Here is a 17584-nt window from a genome sequence, read left to right on the forward strand (position 1 = left end):
TCTAGAGCAAAGTCTTAATCAGGAGCACACGATGTCGGCCATGAATCCATTTTTTGCTAGCAGTACGCTGCCTTACCAGGCACCGCCGTTTAATGAAATCAACGATAGCCACTATCGACCGGCTTTTGATGAAGGCTTAAAGCGCAAACGACAGGAGATTGCCGATATTGCGCACAACCCCGCTGCGCCTGACTTTGACAACACGTTTGTGGCACTGGAAAAAAGTGGAGAGCTGCTGTCCCGCGTCAACGCCGTTTTCTTTGCAATGGCGGCCTCACACAGCAATGATGAGATCCAGCGGCTGGACGAACAGTTCTCGGCGGAACTGGCTGATTTAGCGAATGATATTTATCTCAATGATGCGCTATTCCAGCGGATCGATCATGTGTGGCAGCAGCGCCATCAATTGGGTCTTGATGCAGAATCCCTGCGTCTGGTCGAGGTGATTTACCAACGATTTATTCTGGCGGGTGCTACGCTGGCGGAGGCGCAAAAAGCCGAGCTAAAAGCCTTAAATACCGAAGCCGCGACCTTAAGCAGCCAATTCCATCAGCGTCTTCTCGGTGCCGCGAAATCGGGTGGACTGATCGTTGAAAGCGCCGCAGAGCTGGCCGGTCTTAGCGATGATGAGATCGCCACGGCTGCAGCGGCCGCTGCTGAGCGGGGGCTTACGGATCGTTGGTTGATCCCTCTGGTTAACACCACTCAACAGCCTGCGCTGGCGGCGCTTCGTCGTCGCGAGACGCGCGAAAAACTGTTTAAAGCCGGTTGGCAGCGTAACCAGCAGGGGGATGACAACGATACCCGCGAACGTTTGCTGCGGCTGGTGGCCATTCGCGCGAAGCAGGCAGCACTCATGGGCTATGCCGATTACGCGAGCTGGAGCATGGCCGATCAGATGGCGAAAACGCCCACCGCCGCCTTTGATTTTATGCGTAAAATCACCCCTGCGGCGCGAGCTCGTGCGGAGAGCGAGCTGGCTGATATTCAGGCGCTTGTCGATAAAGGTGAGTCGACCTTTAGCGCCCAGGCCTGGGATTGGCTGTTTTATTCAGAACAGGTGCGGCGCGAAAAATATGCGATTGATGAAGCGCAAATTAAACCCTGGTTTGCCCTCGAAAATGTGCTGACCAAAGGCGTATTCTGGGCGGCGAGCCAGCTTTTTGGCATTCGCTTTGTAGAACGTTTCGATCTGCCGGTGTACCACCCGGATGTCCGCGTTTGGGAAATTTTCGATGCCGACGGTGAAGGAATGGCGCTGTTTTACGGTGATTTCTTCGCGCGGGAAAGTAAAAGCGGTGGCGCGTGGATGGATAACTTTGTGCCGCAGTCGACATTGCTGGGGACGCGCCCGGTGATCTACAACGTATGCAACTATGCAAAACCTGCCGCAGGGAAAAGCGCATTGATCTCCTGGGATGACGTCATCACCTTGTTCCATGAGTTTGGTCACGCGCTACACGGGCTTTTCGCCAATCAGCGCTATGTCACGCTTTCCGGCACCAACACCCCGCGCGATTTTGTGGAATTCCCTTCGCAAATCAATGAGCACTGGGCTAGTCATCCCGAGGTGTTTGCGCACTACGCGCGTCATTATGAAACCGGCGAACCGATGCCTGAATCATTGCGCGATAGCCTGTTCCGGGCATCCCACTTCAACAAAGGGTATGACATGACCGAACTGTTGAGTGCGGCGCTGCTGGATATGAACTGGCACAGCGTGACGGTGAAAGAAATACCGCATAATGTGGAACAGTTTGAAGCGCAGACGTTACGTCGGGAAAATATTGACCTTGCTGCCGTTCCGCCGCGCTATCGCAGCAGCTATTTTTCACATATTTTCGGAGGTGGCTATGCTGCGGGCTATTACGCTTATTTGTGGACGCAGATGCTGGCGGATGATGGTTACCAGTGGTTTGTTGAACGCGGTGGCTTAAATCGTGAAAACGGCCAGCGTTTCCGTGAAGCTATTTTGTCTCGCGGTAATAGCAGTTGCCTTGAACAGCTTTATCACGACTGGCGTGGACACGATCCGTTAATTGCGCCGATGTTAAAAAACCGCGGCTTAAGCGATTAACGCTTTCTATTCTCAACACTCCCGGCCGAACGCGTTGAGGTCGGGAAATAGAAAAAAAACCCGCACACAGGGCTGGCGGGTTAAGTAGAACAATAAAATAGAGCATTCATGCTGTCTTCCCTGGAGTGAAGACAACAGCGTCAGTTTACGTAATGTTAACAGTTACGCAACCTGACATTTTCGGTAGGGGACAATAGCAAATTTGCGTGGCTGGCGCTGGCGCACGCACTCTTTACAAATGCGTTCAGTTATTGAAGAAACTCGGCATTTGTCTTGCTATTATTGATTCGTAACTTGTTGAGTTAATGGATTTAATATCGACACTCTGCCCGGAGGCAATAATGAATAAATTACAGCGTAAAGCGCGTTGCGAAACTATCTGGTCTACTCGTCCCGAGCATCAGGATTTACAGGAGTCGCGCTCCGGCAGATTGTGGGCAGGGCGTAAGGCCAACTGCCAGAGCAAAAAAGCGTGGAAGAATCCGGGCTTAATGAATGTGCTCGCCGTTTAACATTAGTTGAATATTGCGGTGATAGAGTAACTGCCAGTACCAGTTATCCATTCCAGGAGGGAGGGTAGCTGTAGAATGAAAATCTATCCATGCAAGCATTTATACCGCCAGTATTACTGGCGGTTTTTTTTTGCCCGTTAATCATTCCATTTTCCGCTCAAATAGGCTGTCAGAAAACCGGAAAACAGAATAAGACCGAGCGCAATAACAAATATTTGCATATTATCCGGCATAATGACCTCCGCTTTAACGATCGATGATACACATCCTCTAGCGTACTCATTTAAACGTAGACTAACGGCCTGGTTTGTTAAATTAATTATTTGTTGCAGTAAACTTTTTACGGTAGGCCAGCGGGCTTATTGCTAAATGTTGCTGAAAACGCAGCCGCAGATTCCGGGCATTACCGAATCCGCTGATCTCTGCGACCTTTTCCATACTGTCACGGCCGGTGGCCAGGTGATGTTGCGCCAGCTGTAGCCGCGCTTCAAGCAGCCAGCGGGCAGGGGTGTGACCGGTGGCATCCTGAAAACGCCGTAGAAAGGTGCGTTCACTCATTCCCACCCGTTCGGCAAGCGAGCGTACGCTGTGACTCTCAGCCAGATGCTGATGGAGGAAATCGTACAGCATTCCAAGGCGTTGGCTTTCCCGGGAGCGCGCGACGGGTTGTTCAATCTGCTGCTTCTGCGTGCCATCACGATGCGGTTGAATAACCAAACGCCGGGCTACTTGATTGGCGATTTCCAGCCCATAGTCCAGCCGTACCACATGCAGACACAAATCGATTCCTGCCGCGCTACCTGCGGATGTAAAGACATTATCTTCCGCCATATAGAGCACATCCTCTACGACCTGGATCTGCGGGAAACGCTGCTGCAGCTCTTCGGTGTAGCGCCAGTGGGTGGTCGCCTGTTTCCCACTCAGAAGCCCGGCGGCCGCGAGGACAAACACACCTGAGCAGATTGATAGCATCCGGCAACCGCGTTGATTTGCTCGCTGCAACGCCTGACAAAGCGCGTTCGGTACCGGGCTGTCGATGCCGCGCCAGCCGGGAACGATAATCGTGTCGGCGTGCTCCAGCAAACTGAGGTTACCATCGGCCATCACCCGCACGCCGCCGGTGGCGTGTAGCTCACCTTCATCAACTGCAGCCACGGCAAAGCGATACCAGTGTTCCCCCATTTCTGGTCGCGGCAGGCCAAAGATCTCGACCGCCACGCCAAATTCAAAGGTACATAAGCCGTCGTACGCCAGCACGACCACCTGAGAGGCTAACTTTGTCATTTTATGGCTGTTTTCTGTCATTTCTGCGGGCAGTCCTCGTGCATACGGTCTGTATATACTCAAGCGGTTGTTACCATAGAGTTAACATATAACGGGAGAATAAACGATGAGTTATGTAACTGAGCACCCCGCCGCGCCATCGGAACAGGCTGTTGCACACTTTCGCCAACGGCTGGCGCTGGAGACCGATTGTGCTGATGTTCATGCGGCAATGCGGCAGTCTGATATCGATTTTGTGCTGCTTCACGTCGTCGGCAGCCCGGAAGCCTTTGCCCAGCGTCATATCCCTGGCGCTATACACCTCCGCCACGCGGCTATTACCCGCGAAAAAATGCAGGCGTGGCCAGAGAACACGCTGTTTGTGGTCTATTGCGCCGGACCGCACTGTAACGGTGCCGACCGCGCAGCGCTGAAGCTGGCGCAATTGGGACGACCGGTAAAATTAATGATTGGCGGCATGACGGGCTGGCAGGATGAAGGTTTTGCCTTTAATACGGGAACATGAATCTTTTTCACGGGTGATGAAATTTTCTCGTTTGCCAGCGAAGGTCACGGATGACAGTATTTGGACATATAGCCATCCAGAAGGCTAAATAATTCAAATAATACATTATCACCCAGGGCAACCAGTTTGTCCGGGTGAATAAGGAGAATCGCATGCCACATCAACACGCTCCCTATCGCGCCGATATCGTCGGCAGTTTTTTACGCCCGCTGGCCATTAAGCAAGCGCGTCAGCAGTTTGCCGACGGTGAAATCAACGCGCAGCAGCTGCGTACCGTTGAGGATGCGGAGATCCGCCGCGTCGTACAACATCAGTGTGATTGTGGTTTGCATGTGGTCACCGACGGTGAGTTCCGTCGCGCCTGGTGGCATTTCGACTTCTTTGACGGCCTACAGGGGGTTGAGCGTTACGACGCCGACAAAGGCATCCAGTTCAACGGTGTACAAACCCGTGCGCATGGTATTCGCGTGACCGGAAAGCTGGGATTCGGTGAACATCCAATGCTGGAAGATTTCCGCTTTCTGAAAAGCATTAGCGGCGATGCAACCCCAAAAATGACCATTCCAAGCCCTAGCGTGCTGCACTTCCGCGGCGGGCGTAAAGATATTGATGCGACGGTCTATCCGGATCTGGCTGATTACTTCAACGATTTGGCCGATACCTGGCGTGATGCGATTCGCGCTTTCTATGATGCGGGCTGCCGTTATCTGCAGCTGGATGACACCGTGTGGGCCTATTTGTGCTCCGATGAGCAGCGCCGTCAGGTTCGTGAACGCGGCGATGACCCGGATCAGCTGGCGGCCATCTATGCTGATGTGCTGAACCGCGCGCTGGAGGGGAAACCTGACGATCTGATTATTGGTCTGCACGTTTGCCGTGGCAACTTCCGTTCTACGTGGATCTCTGAAGGGGGTTATGAGCCAGTGGCTGAAATCCTGTTCGGCCGGGTGAAAGTGGATGCCTTCTTCCTGGAATATGATAATGACCGTTCCGGCGACTTTGCGCCGCTACGCTTTGTGCCGAAAGGTGAACAGAAAGTGGTATTGGGGCTGATCACAACGAAGAACGGCGAGCTGGAAAATGCACAAGGAGTGAAAGCGCGTCTTGATGAGGCGGCAAACTTTGTCGCTCGGGATCAAATTTGCCTCAGCCCGCAGTGCGGCTTTGCTTCGACAGAAGAAGGGAATAGCCTCACCGAGCAGCAGCAGTGGGAGAAGGTTCGCCTGGTGACGGGGATTGCCGCCGAGGTTTGGGCATAAGATAACGGTTCAATCATGTTGCGCCATCCGATGATCGGGAACGATTGTCGGATGGCGTTTTGCTGCTCGCGGGGTTAGATGGCGTTCAGCTCCGGGCGCCAGGCGCTGGCTTTTATTCCGCGGAAGATCAGCGCCCATGCGAGGATGATCGCAATCATCATTATCGGGAACAGGGTCAGCGGTGGGAAGTGGGTAAGGATCTGCCCGGTCAGCAATGGGTTGAATGCGGCCCCTAGCCAGCCCAACGCCTGGGCGGAGAAGTAGCTGGCTTTCATACCCGGTGGTGCGATGTTATCGATCAGCATGTATTCACCTGGAGCATAAATTATCTCGCCAATAGTGAAAACGGCCGCCGCCAGCCCCCAATACACCAGGTTGTTGCCTGACATCATAAAGCCAGCCAGCCCCAGTACGTAGCAGACGGTCCCAAAGGTCATTAACGGGCGCAGGTTATTCGCCGTTAATTTGCGCCCAATGGCGTACTGCAATGTAACCACCACTGCGGCGTTGACCGGCAGAATCACCGCCACCACTTTTTCGGCAAACGTACTGTCACCGATGGTCAGGACGTACTGGGACAAGCAGGAAGCGAACGAGCCGCCAACAAAGGAGGCCAGCAGGCCGGAAAGGGTAAACCACAGTAGCGCCCGGTCATGCAGCAGTACGGAAGGCGACCAGGCGACCGGCTTTTCCGTCATCTCACCGGGAGTGACGCGCTCAACGTAGCGTTGAATAAACAGCAGAGGGAAAGCGGCACAAATCGCCGCCAGCCAGAATGGCAGGTTAATGCTGTGCATTACCAATAGCGTGCCAATCGGCGGGCCGATGGTCCAGCCGATGTTCAAAAATGAGTAGTTAAGTGAGAATACGCGCGTTTTGGTACTGGCGGCCAGGGTATCGGAAAAATAGGCCTTCAGTACGGTTGAGAAGACCGAATAGGAACAGTTTATGAGTGCGAAAAAGAACACCACCAAAGGAATACTATTCACCAACGGAATGGCGACAAAGCCGGCGATGAAAAACATCACGGCGATCAGCATATAGCGCTTTTTATCAAATTTATCGGCCAGAATGCCGAAGCCAAGGCTGAAGACTACGCCGACCACCAGCGCGATGGACATCGCATAGCCGATGGTATCTACCGTCATGGCATATTGCCGGGTGAGGTAGATGGTCATGAATGGGAGTGTGGCACCGCGCCCGATGGTTAACAGCAATGACGATGCCAGCAGCGCAATCGTGGATCGTCTGGTGGTTGGTTTCATTTTCTTGCCCAAATGGTGTTGTGGTATTGGTTTTGTTATCTCTTTCACAAATATCACGCCATAAGAAGCTTGTATAGCGGAGGAGGTGTCGGGAAGTGCGATTTCATCCCGCCAAAAATAATGATCTATTACTGGGGCAAATTTTTCGTTACTTTGATTGTGTTTACATAAATTTAATAAACGTTGAGGCGAGTATGACGCGTAAAGATGGGCTACTGGCGCTGCTGGTGGTGGTGATATGGGGGCTGAACTTTGTGGTGATCAAAGTCGGGCTACACGGCATGCCGCCGCTGCTGCTGGCTGGCTTACGCTTTTTGTTTGTGGCTTTTCCCGCACTTTTCTTCGTTCCGCGTCCTCGCGTGCCGCTGTCGTTGCTGCTGGGCTATGCGCTGACCATCAGCTTTGGTCAGTTTGCCTTCCTGTTCTGCGCCATTAATTTCGGCATGCCGGCGGGCCTTGCATCACTGGTCTTACAGGCCCAGGCTTTCTTTACCATCATTCTCGGCGCCTTTGTCTTTGGTGAACGGCTACAGCGCAAACAGCTGGTGGGGATCTCGCTGGCGGTTTTCGGCGTACTGGTACTGATAGAAACGAGCATGAGCGGGCAAAACGTCAAGCTGCTGGGCTTTATGCTGACGCTGGGTGCGGCGCTGTGCTGGGCATGCGGCAATATCTTCAACAAAAAAATCATGCTGCATCCTTCTCAAACCGGCGTGATGTCGCTGGTGGTGTGGAGTGCGCTGATCCCCATTATTCCTTTCCTGCTCAGTTCGTGGATCTTCGAAGGGCCGGACCTGATGGCCGAGAGCTTGATCCATATCGATATGACAACGGTTCTGTCGCTGGCCTACCTTTCATTTATGGCCAGTATTGTCGGTTACGGAATTTGGGGTTCTTTGCTGGGGCGCTATGAAACCTGGCGAGTGGCACCGTTATCGCTGTTGGTTCCGGTCGTTGGGCTGGCGAGCGCGGCGCTGCTGTTGGGGGAAACGCTATCGTTGATGCAGCTTGCGGGGGCGGTGTTGATTATGGCAGGACTGTTGATTAACGTCTTTGGCTTTCGTTTGCCGGGGTTGCGTCGTGCGGTGAAGGGATAAAAAAAGCCCCGCGCTGGCGGGGCAATTGCGTTTAGCGATGATTATCGTTGTAGTACGGCACGCCCAGCTCGTCCGATTTGTCGCTACCGGCGGCCATATGATTAAAATCAAACGGTGACTGGTTGCTGGCAGATGGCATCAGCATAGTGTGATGGGCGTTATTTTGTGCCGGGAGTTGTTGCTCCGCATAGCTTGGGCTTGCAGCCACCGCCAGTAGGGCGAAGGCAACGGAAGCGAACAGTTTCATTATTTCCTCAATACGTCTTTTGGCAGGCGATTAACAAACACAGTGATCAATGGGATGGAGGTAGCGAGACTCTCCGTGCATATTGGTGACGCGATACTTGTGCGGTGGCACATCGAAATAGTTCTTAAACGTTCGCGTCAGCGTCTGCTGCGATTCAAAACCGTAACGCTCCGCCAGATAGAGGATCGGCTCGTTACTTTCTTTTAATTTCTGGGCAATTTCCGTCAGCTTACGGGTGCGGATGTATTGACCTAGTGAATGACCGGTCTCTTTTTTGAACATCCGCTGCAGGTGCCACTTGGAGTAACCGGAACGCTCGGACACTTTCTCAAGCGACAACGGGGATTCCAGGTTATCTTCGATCCAGCCCAAAATGCTATGAATAGTAATAGCGTCGGTGTTGCGTCTGGACATCGTCTTACCTCTTCTTCTGTTTACGGCAATATTTTTTTAAGTAGAAGCTCAAGCGTTGCCACTTCATTTGCCGTTAAGTTTTTTGTTAATTCCTGGTGCAGGTTTTGCCCAACGAGCTGATGACATTGCTCACAGATTGCCGCGCCTTCAGGCGTTAGCTGAATCAATACCCCTCGCTTATCGTTTGGATTGGGTAACCGGGCTATCCAGCCCCGACACAACAAACGATCCAGCATGCGGGTGAGTGCGCCTAAATCCACCGAAAGGGTCTTTTTCAATTCCACTGGGGTGATGCTGCCCTGGCAGCGAATGGAGCACAAAACCCGGAACTGCGAGGCGGTAATGTCTTCTGGCGATAAATGCTCGTTGAGTAAGCGATCTTTTTTCTGGTTAACCATGTGAATCAAATGCCCAAGTGGAATCATTTCATTGAAGAGATTGCTTGTGCTGTTCACTTTGGTTGCCCTGGCAAGTACTTTAGTTGCGGAGGATATTATTTCCCATGCAACCATAAGTCAACTGAATGAATGGCGGGATGCCACGAATTGCTAAAACGGTTCAGATGGCGGTAAATAGGATATCCTGTAGTTAACCGTGTCAGAGCAAAAGCTGCTGCACTGAACGGTCAACGCCCGGCGCTCAGCGCGTTTTTTTTCGTAAAACAGACAGGATTTTTGGATATCTATGAAGGAACTCTTTCAGGCAATTGGGCTTGGGCTGGTGGTGCTGCTGCCGCTGGCGAACCCGCTCACCACCGTCGCGCTGTTCCTCGGCCTTTCGGGAAATATGAACAGTGCAGAACGTAATCGTCAGTCGATGATGGCGTCGGTGTACGTGTTCGCCATTATGATGGTGGCCTATTACGCCGGTCAGGTTGTGATGAATACATTCGGTATATCTATACCTGGTCTGCGTATTGCCGGGGGGCTGATTGTTGCCTTTATCGGCTTCCGCATGCTGTTCCCGCAGCAAAAGGCCCATGAATCGCTGGAAGCGCAAAGCAAATCGGAAGAGTTAAAGGAAGAGCCGACCGCCAATATCGCCTTTGTTCCGCTGGCGATGCCGAGTACGGCGGGGCCTGGGACCATTGCGATGATCATCAGCTCGGCGTCAACGGTAAAGCACGGTGCCGATTTTCCCGACTGGGTCATTATGGTCGCTCCGCCCATTATTTTTGCGCTCGTGGGGATTATTCTGTGGGGCTGTTTACGCAGTTCTGGCGCGATTATGCGCTTGGTCGGTAAAGGTGGGATTGAAGCGATTTCTCGCCTGATGGGCTTCCTGCTGGTGTGTATGGGCGTACAGTTTATTATTAACGGGGTACTGGAAATTATCTCTACCTATCACGCCTGATGTATATGCGGGGCCGCATTGTCTGCGGCCCCGCATATGTTTAGTGTTGATGGGCCTGCTCTTCCAACGATGTCGCTGGCCAGCGACGGAAAATCACCACCGACCAGATAAAGGCCGCCAGCGCCGGAACCGCGCCAACGTAGCCGATGACTGACATTGAGAAATGGGTGCTTATCTGACTGCCCAGCAGCGCGCCAGCACCGATGCCGATATTAAAGATCCCGGAAAATAATGACATCGCCACATCGGTCGCATCCGGCGCCAGCGCCAGAACTTTAACCTGCATACCCAGACCAATCACCATAATTGCGATTCCCCAGAAGACGCTCAGCACCGCAAGGTGGCTGGCATCCTGGGATGCGGGCATCAAGAGCAGTAAACATGCCAACAGTAGGCCGATGGCGCTGCTGACCAATCCTGACGCGTGCTTGTTACCGAGCTTACCGAACACCACACTGCCAATAATCCCCGCACCGCCAAGCACCAGCAGCAGAATGGTTGCGAAGTTGCCGCTGAGTCCCGCCACGGTTTGTACGAACGGCTCAATATAGCTGTAAGCGGTGTAATGCGCGGTCACGACGACCACGGTGAGCAGATAGATGCTGACCAGCGCTGGACGTCGGAACAATATTGGCAAGCTTTTCAAGGAACCGGAATGTTCGCTCGGCAGACGAGGAAGCAATTTTACCAGTGCCAGCAGGGTGATCAGCGCGCCTACGCCGATGGCAAAGAAGGTGGTTCGCCAGCCGAAGTATTGGCCGACGATACGGCCAATCGGTATGCCAAACACCATCGCCAGTGCGGTACCGGTGGCAATCAGGCTCAGCGCCTGAGCGCGTTTCCCGGCGGGAGCCATACGGATCGCCAGCGACGCGGTGATTGACCAGAACACCGCATGGGCGAAGGCAATGCCGATACGGCTGGCCACCAGCACGGTAAAGTTCCACGCGAGGAATGACAGCACATGGCTGGCAATGAACACAATAAACAGCCCAATTAGCAGTTTGCGCCGTTCCATCTGGCTGGTCAGCAGCATAAACGGTAGCGACATCAGCGCAACCACCCAGGCGTAAATGGTCAGCATGATCCCCACTTCTGCGGTTTGCATACCGAAGCTGCCGGCAATGTCAGAGAGCAGGCCAACGGGAACAAATTCGGTGGTGTTGAAGATAAAAGCGGCAATGGCCAGCGTGACCACCCGAAGCCACGCGATCCGACGAGAGACCGTGTTAGTTGTCATATAAATGCACCGGGAGCGTTAAAGAAATGGGGAGATGGTCGATCTTAAAGCGATTGTTGCGCTGAATACAAACATTTTGTGAGATATATCTCATTTTTATCTGTGTGTGACAGTGTCACGTTATTTTGAGTTCAACAGGCTTGTCGATGTGAATAATTCGTGTCAGTTTGCTGTAACAAGAGTGGGCAATGCGGGGAGTAATATGCACGAAATTGATTTTTATCTGGTTGATGCATTTAGCCAACAGGCCTTTGGCGGCAATGCGGCGGCGGTCTGTATCCTGGACGACTGGCTGCCGGATGAGACCATGCAGAAAATGGCGCAGCAGCACAACCAATCGGAAACGGCCTTTATCGTCAAACAGCAAAGTGGGTTTGCTCTGCGTTGGTTTACGTCGCGTATTGAAGTGAATCTTTGCGGCCATGCGACGCTTGCCGCCGCGCATGTGATTTTCAACCATCTGCATTATCCCGACGAGCGCCTCCATTTTGACACGCTCTCCGGGCGTTTGACCGTCTCACGTAGCGGTGACTGGCTGACGCTCGACTTCCCGGCCTGCCCAACGAGCGAACAAACGCCGCCCGCAGAGATGCTACGCGCTCTGGGCATCAGCGGTTATTGTCAGGCACGCAAAGGACGTGCCTGGGTTATCGAACTGGACAATCGAGAGCAGGTTGCCGCCCTGGCTCCGGATATCACGGCGATGACGCCGGTTGAACATAAAGTCTCGGTGACGGCCGCGGGCGACGGGGAATATGATTTTGTGAGTCGTTTCTTTTCACCGGGGGAAGCGGTATGGGAAGATCCGGTCACCGGGTCGGCGCATACCATGCTGATCCCCTATTGGGGAGAGAAGCTGGGTAAGACACAAATGCTGGCGCGTCAGATTTCAGCGCGCGGGGGCGATATCCGCTGCGAATGGGCGGGAGAGCGGGTGTTGATGAGCGGTACGGCGAGAACCTACCTGCAGGGGAAAGTACAACTCGATTAACGCAACGGCGGCTACGTTGACCCGTTAATCAGGAGAAACGTAGCCGTGGGACTCTTTTCTATGGCAACAGCGCGATGTTGGCTTTGATTACCTCAACTGAGTGGCGGAATTTCTCCTGCTCATCGGGCGCCAGCTGTAATTCAATCACCTGTTGAATGCCATTCTGCGCCAGCACGGCGGGGACCCCAATGGCCACGCCGCTTACGCCGTATTCACCGTCAAGAATGCAGGAGATGGCCAGCGCACGATGGCTGCCGGTGAACACATTGCGACAAATCTCCGCAATCGTTCCTGCGATACCGTATTCGGTACAACCTTTACCGGCATAGATCTCAAAACCGAGTTTGCGCACGCTTTCGGCCATCGCCTGTCGATCTAGCGTTTTGCCAGTCCGACGCTGGTAAACCTGTTCAATGGGTGAGCCGTAAACCGAGGAGTGTGACCAGACCGGGAACTGCGTGTCGCCGTGCTCGCCAAGAATAAAGGCATCGATACTTTGCGCGCCAATATCCAAATCCTGAGCCAGCTTGCGACGCAAACGCGTGGTATCAAGCCATACCCCGGTTCCGATCACCTGATTGCGCGGCAGGCCTGATAGCTGCCAGACTTGCCAGGTAATGATATCGCACGGGTTAGTGGCAATCAGGAAAATGCCGTTAAAACCGCCGGCCATCATTTGCGGCACAATGCTGTGCACGATACGGGCTGTGCCATGTAATTCATCAAGGCGCGTCTGGCCGGGCTTTAGCGCGCCGCCGGAGACGGTAATGACCGCGATATCGACATCAGCGCAATCGCTGGCGTCGCGACAGGAGATGGTCATCATGCCGGGCATATAGGCCGCGGCATCGCTCAGATCCTGGGCGTGTGCCTGCGCGCGGGGCTGATTGAGGTCGACCAGGATTAACTCTTCACAAATATTCTGATTCAGCAGCGCATAGGCGGCCGATGCGCCGACGTTACCGGCGCCGATGATCATGACCTTACGGGCTTTGGTATTCATGGGAATTCCATTAAATGGATAAACAACAGGGAATAAAGCTACTCGTTAACAAGCGGTTAGCGCAAGAGTCTGCTGCAATTATAAGTTAACGATCTGAGTTGACGTGCGGGCGAATGGTAGAGTGAAGAAACAACATAACACCGGAGCCGCCTATGTACACTATCGCCATGACGACACCCGCTGACGCGGGAATTCATTCCCTTATTGCTGCGCTTGACCGCTACCAAATGGCGCTTTATCCGCAGGAGAGTAATCATCTGGTCGATTTGTCGCAGCTGCCGCAGGATCAACTGGTGCTGTTGGCCATTCGTCACGGTGAACAGGCGGTTGGCTGCGGCGCGATAGTGGTGGGTGATGATGGGCGCGCGGAAATGAAACGCGTGTATATCGACGATACGCACCGTGGGCAGCAGTTGGGTGAAAAATTGTTGGCTGAACTTGAGGCGGCAGCGTGGCAACGAGGTTGCCATACGCTGCAATTAGAAACGGGAATTCATCAACCCGCGGCCATTCGGCTTTATGAACGCTGCGGTTATGCCGTGTGCGAAGCATTTGCCCCGTACCTGCCCGATCCGCTGAGCGTCTTTATGACGAAGGCGTTGACTCATTCAGTAACGCAATAAACGCTTCCAGCTGACGGCTCATGGCACCGCGTCGCCATACCAGCCAGGTCGTCAGCCAGCGCCATTTCTCCGCCAGCGGCCAGGCAGACACCTGGTGATGGCCGGGCATACTTTCTAGCATACTGCGGGGAATTAGCGCCAATCCCGCACCGGCAATGACGCAGGCCAGCATGCCATGGTAGGACTCCATTTCATGAATACGCCCAGGCGTGGCTTTATCCGCATGAAACCAGCTCTCGAAATGACGGCGATAGGAGCAGTTGGCGCGAAACGCATAGATGCTTACGCCGTTCACCTCACTGGCGCGAGTAATCGGCGGATGGCCTTGGGGGGCAACCAGCATCATCTCTTCTTGATAAACCGGCATGCCATCAAGACCCGGATGGATTATCGGACCATCGATAAATGCTGCGCCCAATGTCCCTTCGAGTACGCCATCGGTCATGGTGCCGGAAGGGCCGGTTGCCAGATCAAATTGAATACGTGGGTAAAGCTGGTTATAGCGCGCCAGCGTCTGCGGGATCCGCACGGCGGCAGTGCTTTCCAAAGCGCCGAGGGCGAATAGCCCCTGCGGTTCATCACCAGCAACCACCATCCGCGCTTCATCAACCAGCGCCAGAATCTGCTGGCTATAGCGCAGAAAGCTATGACCGGCGGGGGAAAGACGCAGCCGCTGGTTCTCGCGGATAAACAGCTCGACGCCGAGATCGGCCTCCAGTTGGCGAATACGGGTTGTCAGGTTTGACGGAACGCGGTGTACCTTCTGCGCGGCCTGGGTAATGCTGCCGGTTTGCGCGACGGCGTTAAACATTTCCAGCTGGGTTAAGTCCATGGCATTCTCGTATCGTGAATAGTTTGGTTAATATTATTCAGTTTTCATAAATAGCAGAATAGGCGAGGATGTCATCATCGCGCAATTGACCAGGAGAGAAAAAATGAATTCACCTGCAACCCATGCCCTTTCTATTAACCCTGCAAATGGCGAAACGTTATCCGCGTTGGCGTGGGCAACCTCAGCGGAAGTCGACGTGGCCATCAGTCTTGCGGATAGCGCTTTCCGCCAGTGGCGTAAGACATCCGTTGCTGAACGTGCGGATGTGCTGCGTGCCGTTGGACGCGCGCTACGAGAACGTGCTGAAGAAATGGCTCAGTGCATTACCCGTGAGATGGGTAAACCTATTCAGCAGGCGCGGGGGGAGGTGGCTAAGTCCGCGGGCCTTTGCGACTGGTACGCAGAAAACGGCCCGGCGATGCTGGCTACGGAAGCGACTCAGGTTGAGAATAATCAGGCGGTCATTGAGTACCGACCGCTGGGGCCGGTGTTAGCTATCATGCCCTGGAACTTCCCGCTGTGGCAGGTGCTGCGCGGTGCGGTACCCATTATGCTGGCGGGTAACAGCTATATTCTGAAACACGCCCCGAACGTGATGGGCTGTGCGGCGCTAATCGGCGAGGTGATGGCGCAGGCCGGTGTACCTGCCGGCGTTTTTAACTGGGTCAATGCAACTAACGACGGCGTTTCGCAGATCATTAACGATCCGCGCGTGGCGGCGGTAACGGTGACCGGTAGCGTGCGCGCGGGTAAGGCCATTGGTGCCCAGGCCGGCGCGGCGCTGAAGAAATGTGTGCTCGAACTGGGCGGTTCCGATCCCTTTATCGTGCTTAATGACGCTGATGTTGATATGGCGGTACAGGCGGCGGTGATTGGTCGTTATCAAAACACCGGACAGGTGTGCGCGGCGGCGAAGCGTTTTATCGTGGAGGCCGGGGTTGCCGAGATCTTCACGCAGAAGTTTGTGGCGGCGGCGAAAGCGCTGAAAATGGGCGACCCGCGTGAAGAAGAGAACTATCTGGGGCCGATGGCGCGATTCGATCTGCGCGATGAGCTTCATGACCAGGTGATGGCGACCGTGCAAGAAGGGGCGACACTGCTGCTCGGTGGCGAGAAGCAAAACGGCGAAGGTAACTATTATCCTGCGACGGTGCTGGCTGATGTGTTACCCACCATGACGGCGTTCCGTCAGGAGATGTTCGGCCCGGTTGCGGCGATTACGGTAGCGCGTGACGCGGACCACGCGCTGGCGCTGGCCAACGACAGTGAGTTTGGTTTATCCGCAACCGTCTTTACCGCGGATAGCGCTCAGGCGCAGCGTTTTGCCGATGAGCTCGAGTGCGGCGGCGTGTTTATCAATGGTTACAGCGCCAGCGACGCGCGAGTCGCGTTTGGTGGGGTGAAGAAAAGCGGCTTTGGTCGTGAGCTGTCGCACTTCGGCTTACGCGAGTTTTGTAACGTGCAGACCGTGTGGAAGGATCGTCGCTAAGCCAAACGACGTAGCCGCTGCGCTCTGCTATACTCCCAGGCCGAAAATAGCCTGTGGGCAAGGAGCGTAAGTGGCTACGGTTATCAATAATGCCATGCTGACGTCGATTCTTAACGACGTCCGGCCGCTGATTGGGCAGGGTAAAGTGGCGGATTACATTCCGGCACTGGCCTGCGTCAGCGGTAATAAATTGGGGATTGCTATCAGCACCGTCGATGGCCAGCACTTTTGCGCCGGTGATGCGAACGAGCGGTTCTCCATTCAATCCATTTCAAAAGTCCTTAGTCTGGTGGTGGCGATGAATCACTATCAGGCTGAGGAGATCTGGTCACGGGTAGGGAAAGATCCCTCCGGCCAGCCGTTCAATTCGCTGTTGCAGCTCGAAATAGAACAGGGCATCCCGCGCAACCCGTTTATCAACGCCGGGGCGCTGGTGGTCTGCGACATGCTGCAAGGGCGTTTAAGCGCTCCGCGCCAGCGTATGCTGGAGATCGTGCGGAAGCTTAGCGGTGTTTCTGACATTAGCTATGATTTGCAGGTGGCCCGTTCGGAGTTTGAACACTCGGCGCGCAATGCGGCCATTGCCTGGTTGATGAAATCCTTTGGCAACTTTCACCATGATGTGGCGACGGTTTTACAAAACTACTTCCACTACTGTGCCCTGAAGATGAACTGCGTGGAGCTGGCGCAGACCTTTTTATTCCTGGCGAATCAGGGGCAGGCAACGCATCTGGATAAACCGGTGATCTCGCCGATGCAAACGCGGCAGATCAATGCCTTGATGGCAACCAGTGGGATGTATCAAAACGCCGGTGAGTTTGCCTGGCGAGTTGGCCTGCCGGCGAAATCCGGCGTGGGCGGCGGGGTGGTGGCGATTGTGCCTCATGAGATGGCGATTGCCGTCTGGAGTCCCGAACTGGACGAAACCGGTAACTCACTGGCCGGTGTCGCGGTGCTGGAAAAACTCACTCAACAAATAGGACGCTCGGTTTACTGATGGATACGCTGGAGAATTTGTTCTCACGTCTACAGCGATCGCCGTTCCGCAGCCGTTTTCGGCTTGGCATGAAAGAGCGGCAGTATTGTCTGGATAAAGGTGCGGAGGTGATTGATCGCCACGCAGCCGATTTTGTCGCCGGGCGTTTAGCTCCGGCGCTACCAAAGAATGACGGTAAGCAGACACCAATGCGCGGGCACCCGGTATTTATTGCTCAACACGCCACGGCGACCTGCTGTCGAGGCTGCCTGGAAAAATGGCATCATATTCCTCAGGGGCAAGCGCTGAGTGAAACCCAGCAGCAGTATATTGTTGGTGTGATTCATTACTGGCTGGTGATACAGATGAATAAAACCGAGACGTAGTACGCATAAGCATAATCTGAAAAGCTATCTT

General features: G+C 54.1%; 20 protein-coding genes. 11 read left to right on the forward strand and 9 right to left on the reverse strand.

Going from position 1 to position 17584, the window contains the following annotated elements:
- Positions 1–31: 31 nt before the first annotated feature.
- Positions 32–2077, forward strand: coding sequence for a peptidyl-dipeptidase Dcp (dcp, locus tag KCR01S_RS18750; RefSeq protein WP_061284593.1), 2046 nt, complete (start codon positions 32–34; stop codon positions 2075–2077).
- Positions 2078–2418: 341 nt separating this feature from the next.
- On the forward strand, positions 2419–2589 hold the full coding sequence (locus KCR01S_RS25195; RefSeq protein WP_156478789.1) for a hypothetical protein: 171 nt from the start codon (positions 2419–2421) through the stop codon (positions 2587–2589).
- 137 nt (positions 2590–2726) lie between these two features.
- On the opposite strand, the gene mgtS is transcribed toward KCR01S_RS25195, so the two are convergent.
- Both mgtS and ftrA read right to left on the reverse strand, forming a co-directional pair.
- On the reverse strand, positions 2727–2822 hold the full coding sequence (mgtS, locus tag KCR01S_RS25200; protein WP_156478790.1) for a protein MgtS: 96 nt from the start codon (positions 2820–2822) through the stop codon (positions 2727–2729).
- An 82-nt stretch (positions 2823–2904) separates the two neighbouring features.
- Positions 2905–3894 carry a transcriptional regulator FtrA gene (ftrA, locus tag KCR01S_RS18755; RefSeq protein WP_061284594.1) on the reverse strand — a complete coding sequence of 330 codons (990 nt, stop codon included), beginning with the start codon at positions 3892–3894 and terminating at the stop codon, positions 2905–2907.
- Positions 3895–3979: 85 nt separating this feature from the next.
- Here ftrA and KCR01S_RS18760 point away from each other — a divergent pair, with 85 nt between their 5' ends.
- The gene (locus KCR01S_RS18760; RefSeq protein ID WP_061284595.1) at positions 3980–4378 is read left to right on the forward strand and encodes a rhodanese-like domain-containing protein; all 399 of its coding nucleotides are present in this window, start codon (positions 3980–3982) and stop codon (positions 4376–4378) included.
- A 152-nt stretch (positions 4379–4530) separates the two neighbouring features.
- Entirely contained in the window at positions 4531–5637 is a 1107-nt protein-coding gene (locus tag KCR01S_RS18765; protein WP_061284596.1) for a cobalamin-independent methionine synthase II family protein, read from the forward strand.
- A gap of 74 nt (positions 5638–5711) precedes the next feature.
- Here KCR01S_RS18765 and ydeE read toward each other — a convergent pair whose 3' ends face one another.
- The gene (ydeE, locus tag KCR01S_RS18770; RefSeq protein WP_061284597.1) at positions 5712–6902 is read right to left on the reverse strand and encodes an efflux MFS transporter YdeE; all 1191 of its coding nucleotides are present in this window, start codon (positions 6900–6902) and stop codon (positions 5712–5714) included.
- Between the two features lie 194 nt (positions 6903–7096).
- Here ydeE and eamA point away from each other — a divergent pair, with 194 nt between their 5' ends.
- Positions 7097–7999, forward strand: a complete 903-nt coding sequence (gene eamA, locus KCR01S_RS18775; protein WP_061284598.1) for an O-acetylserine/cysteine exporter — start codon at positions 7097–7099, stop codon at positions 7997–7999.
- A gap of 31 nt (positions 8000–8030) precedes the next feature.
- On the opposite strand, the gene marB is transcribed toward eamA, so the two are convergent.
- Genes marB through marR form a run of 3 tightly spaced genes read right to left on the reverse strand, consistent with a single transcriptional unit; the run spans position 8031 to position 9115 of the window.
- Positions 8031–8246, reverse strand: a complete 216-nt coding sequence (gene marB / locus KCR01S_RS18780; RefSeq protein ID WP_061284599.1) for a multiple antibiotic resistance protein MarB — start codon at positions 8244–8246, stop codon at positions 8031–8033.
- A 30-nt stretch (positions 8247–8276) separates the two neighbouring features.
- On the reverse strand, positions 8277–8660 hold the full coding sequence (marA, locus tag KCR01S_RS18785; protein WP_052282559.1) for an MDR efflux pump AcrAB transcriptional activator MarA: 384 nt from the start codon (positions 8658–8660) through the stop codon (positions 8277–8279).
- Between the two features lie 20 nt (positions 8661–8680).
- Positions 8681–9115 carry a multiple antibiotic resistance transcriptional regulator MarR gene (marR, locus tag KCR01S_RS18790; protein ID WP_052282595.1) on the reverse strand — a complete coding sequence of 145 codons (435 nt, stop codon included), beginning with the start codon at positions 9113–9115 and terminating at the stop codon, positions 8681–8683.
- A 229-nt stretch (positions 9116–9344) separates the two neighbouring features.
- Here marR and KCR01S_RS18795 point away from each other — a divergent pair, with 229 nt between their 5' ends.
- On the forward strand, positions 9345–10013 hold the full coding sequence (locus KCR01S_RS18795) for a MarC family NAAT transporter (RefSeq protein ID WP_061284600.1): 669 nt from the start codon (positions 9345–9347) through the stop codon (positions 10011–10013).
- A 40-nt stretch (positions 10014–10053) separates the two neighbouring features.
- On the opposite strand, the gene KCR01S_RS18800 is transcribed toward KCR01S_RS18795, so the two are convergent.
- Positions 10054–11253 (reverse strand): sugar transporter, encoded by a 1200-nt coding sequence (locus KCR01S_RS18800; protein ID WP_061284601.1) that lies wholly within the window; start codon positions 11251–11253, stop codon positions 10054–10056.
- A 202-nt stretch (positions 11254–11455) separates the two neighbouring features.
- Here KCR01S_RS18800 and KCR01S_RS18805 point away from each other — a divergent pair, with 202 nt between their 5' ends.
- Complete coding sequence (locus tag KCR01S_RS18805) at positions 11456–12244, forward strand: PhzF family phenazine biosynthesis protein (protein ID WP_061284602.1); 789 nt, start codon at positions 11456–11458, stop codon at positions 12242–12244.
- Positions 12245–12302: 58 nt separating this feature from the next.
- Here KCR01S_RS18805 and KCR01S_RS18810 read toward each other — a convergent pair whose 3' ends face one another.
- Positions 12303–13247 (reverse strand): L-lactate dehydrogenase, encoded by a 945-nt coding sequence (locus tag KCR01S_RS18810; protein ID WP_061284603.1) that lies wholly within the window; start codon positions 13245–13247, stop codon positions 12303–12305.
- Between the two features lie 152 nt (positions 13248–13399).
- On the opposite strand from KCR01S_RS18810, the gene KCR01S_RS18815 reads away from it, so the two are divergent.
- On the forward strand, positions 13400–13870 hold the full coding sequence (locus KCR01S_RS18815) for a GNAT family N-acetyltransferase (RefSeq protein WP_061284604.1): 471 nt from the start codon (positions 13400–13402) through the stop codon (positions 13868–13870).
- Here KCR01S_RS18815 and ptrR read toward each other — a convergent pair.
- On the reverse strand, positions 13833–14702 hold the full coding sequence (ptrR, locus tag KCR01S_RS18820) for a putrescine utilization regulator PtrR (protein ID WP_061284605.1): 870 nt from the start codon (positions 14700–14702) through the stop codon (positions 13833–13835). The genes KCR01S_RS18815 and ptrR overlap by 38 nt on opposite strands.
- 103 nt (positions 14703–14805) lie before the next feature.
- On the opposite strand from ptrR, the gene sad reads away from it, so the two are divergent.
- From sad to KCR01S_RS18835, 3 genes are all read left to right on the forward strand, one after another.
- Complete coding sequence (gene sad, locus KCR01S_RS18825; RefSeq protein ID WP_061284606.1) at positions 14806–16191, forward strand: succinate-semialdehyde dehydrogenase; 1386 nt, start codon at positions 14806–14808, stop codon at positions 16189–16191.
- Between the two features lie 70 nt (positions 16192–16261).
- Complete coding sequence (gene glsB, locus KCR01S_RS18830; RefSeq protein ID WP_061284607.1) at positions 16262–17188, forward strand: glutaminase B; 927 nt, start codon at positions 16262–16264, stop codon at positions 17186–17188.
- On the forward strand, positions 17188–17553 hold the full coding sequence (locus tag KCR01S_RS18835) for a DUF4186 domain-containing protein (protein WP_061284608.1): 366 nt from the start codon (positions 17188–17190) through the stop codon (positions 17551–17553). Before glsB ends, KCR01S_RS18835 begins: the two co-directional genes overlap by 1 nt.
- The last annotated feature ends 31 nt before the right edge of the window (positions 17554–17584 follow it).

Source organism: Kluyvera cryocrescens NBRC 102467 (assembly GCF_001571285.1).
Taxonomy (GTDB): Bacteria; Pseudomonadota; Gammaproteobacteria; order Enterobacterales; family Enterobacteriaceae; genus Kluyvera; species Kluyvera cryocrescens.

Coding starts and splice junctions, on each gene's coding strand:
- ydeE (WP_061284597.1), bottom strand. CDS start 6,902: ATGAAACCAACCACCAGACGATCCACGATTGCGCTGCTGGCATCGTCA.
- KCR01S_RS18810 (WP_061284603.1), bottom strand. CDS start 13,247: ATGAATACCAAAGCCCGTAAGGTCATGATCATCGGCGCCGGTAACGTC.
- eamA (WP_061284598.1), top strand. CDS start 7,097: ATGACGCGTAAAGATGGGCTACTGGCGCTGCTGGTGGTGGTGATATGG.
- KCR01S_RS18800 (WP_061284601.1), bottom strand. CDS start 11,253: ATGACAACTAACACGGTCTCTCGTCGGATCGCGTGGCTTCGGGTGGTC.
- KCR01S_RS18815 (WP_061284604.1), top strand. CDS start 13,400: ATGTACACTATCGCCATGACGACACCCGCTGACGCGGGAATTCATTCC.
- KCR01S_RS18795 (WP_061284600.1), top strand. CDS start 9,345: ATGAAGGAACTCTTTCAGGCAATTGGGCTTGGGCTGGTGGTGCTGCTG.
- ptrR (WP_061284605.1), bottom strand. CDS start 14,702: ATGGACTTAACCCAGCTGGAAATGTTTAACGCCGTCGCGCAAACCGGC.
- dcp (WP_061284593.1), top strand. CDS start 32: ATGTCGGCCATGAATCCATTTTTTGCTAGCAGTACGCTGCCTTACCAG.
- KCR01S_RS18835 (WP_061284608.1), top strand. CDS start 17,188: ATGGATACGCTGGAGAATTTGTTCTCACGTCTACAGCGATCGCCGTTC.
- ftrA (WP_061284594.1), bottom strand. CDS start 3,894: ATGACAGAAAACAGCCATAAAATGACAAAGTTAGCCTCTCAGGTGGTC.
- KCR01S_RS18765 (WP_061284596.1), top strand. CDS start 4,531: ATGCCACATCAACACGCTCCCTATCGCGCCGATATCGTCGGCAGTTTT.
- sad (WP_061284606.1), top strand. CDS start 14,806: ATGAATTCACCTGCAACCCATGCCCTTTCTATTAACCCTGCAAATGGC.
- KCR01S_RS18760 (WP_061284595.1), top strand. CDS start 3,980: ATGAGTTATGTAACTGAGCACCCCGCCGCGCCATCGGAACAGGCTGTT.
- KCR01S_RS18805 (WP_061284602.1), top strand. CDS start 11,456: ATGCACGAAATTGATTTTTATCTGGTTGATGCATTTAGCCAACAGGCC.
- marA (WP_052282559.1), bottom strand. CDS start 8,660: ATGTCCAGACGCAACACCGACGCTATTACTATTCATAGCATTTTGGGC.
- KCR01S_RS25195 (WP_156478789.1), top strand. CDS start 2,419: ATGAATAAATTACAGCGTAAAGCGCGTTGCGAAACTATCTGGTCTACT.
- mgtS (WP_156478790.1), bottom strand. CDS start 2,822: ATGCCGGATAATATGCAAATATTTGTTATTGCGCTCGGTCTTATTCTG.
- marB (WP_061284599.1), bottom strand. CDS start 8,246: ATGAAACTGTTCGCTTCCGTTGCCTTCGCCCTACTGGCGGTGGCTGCA.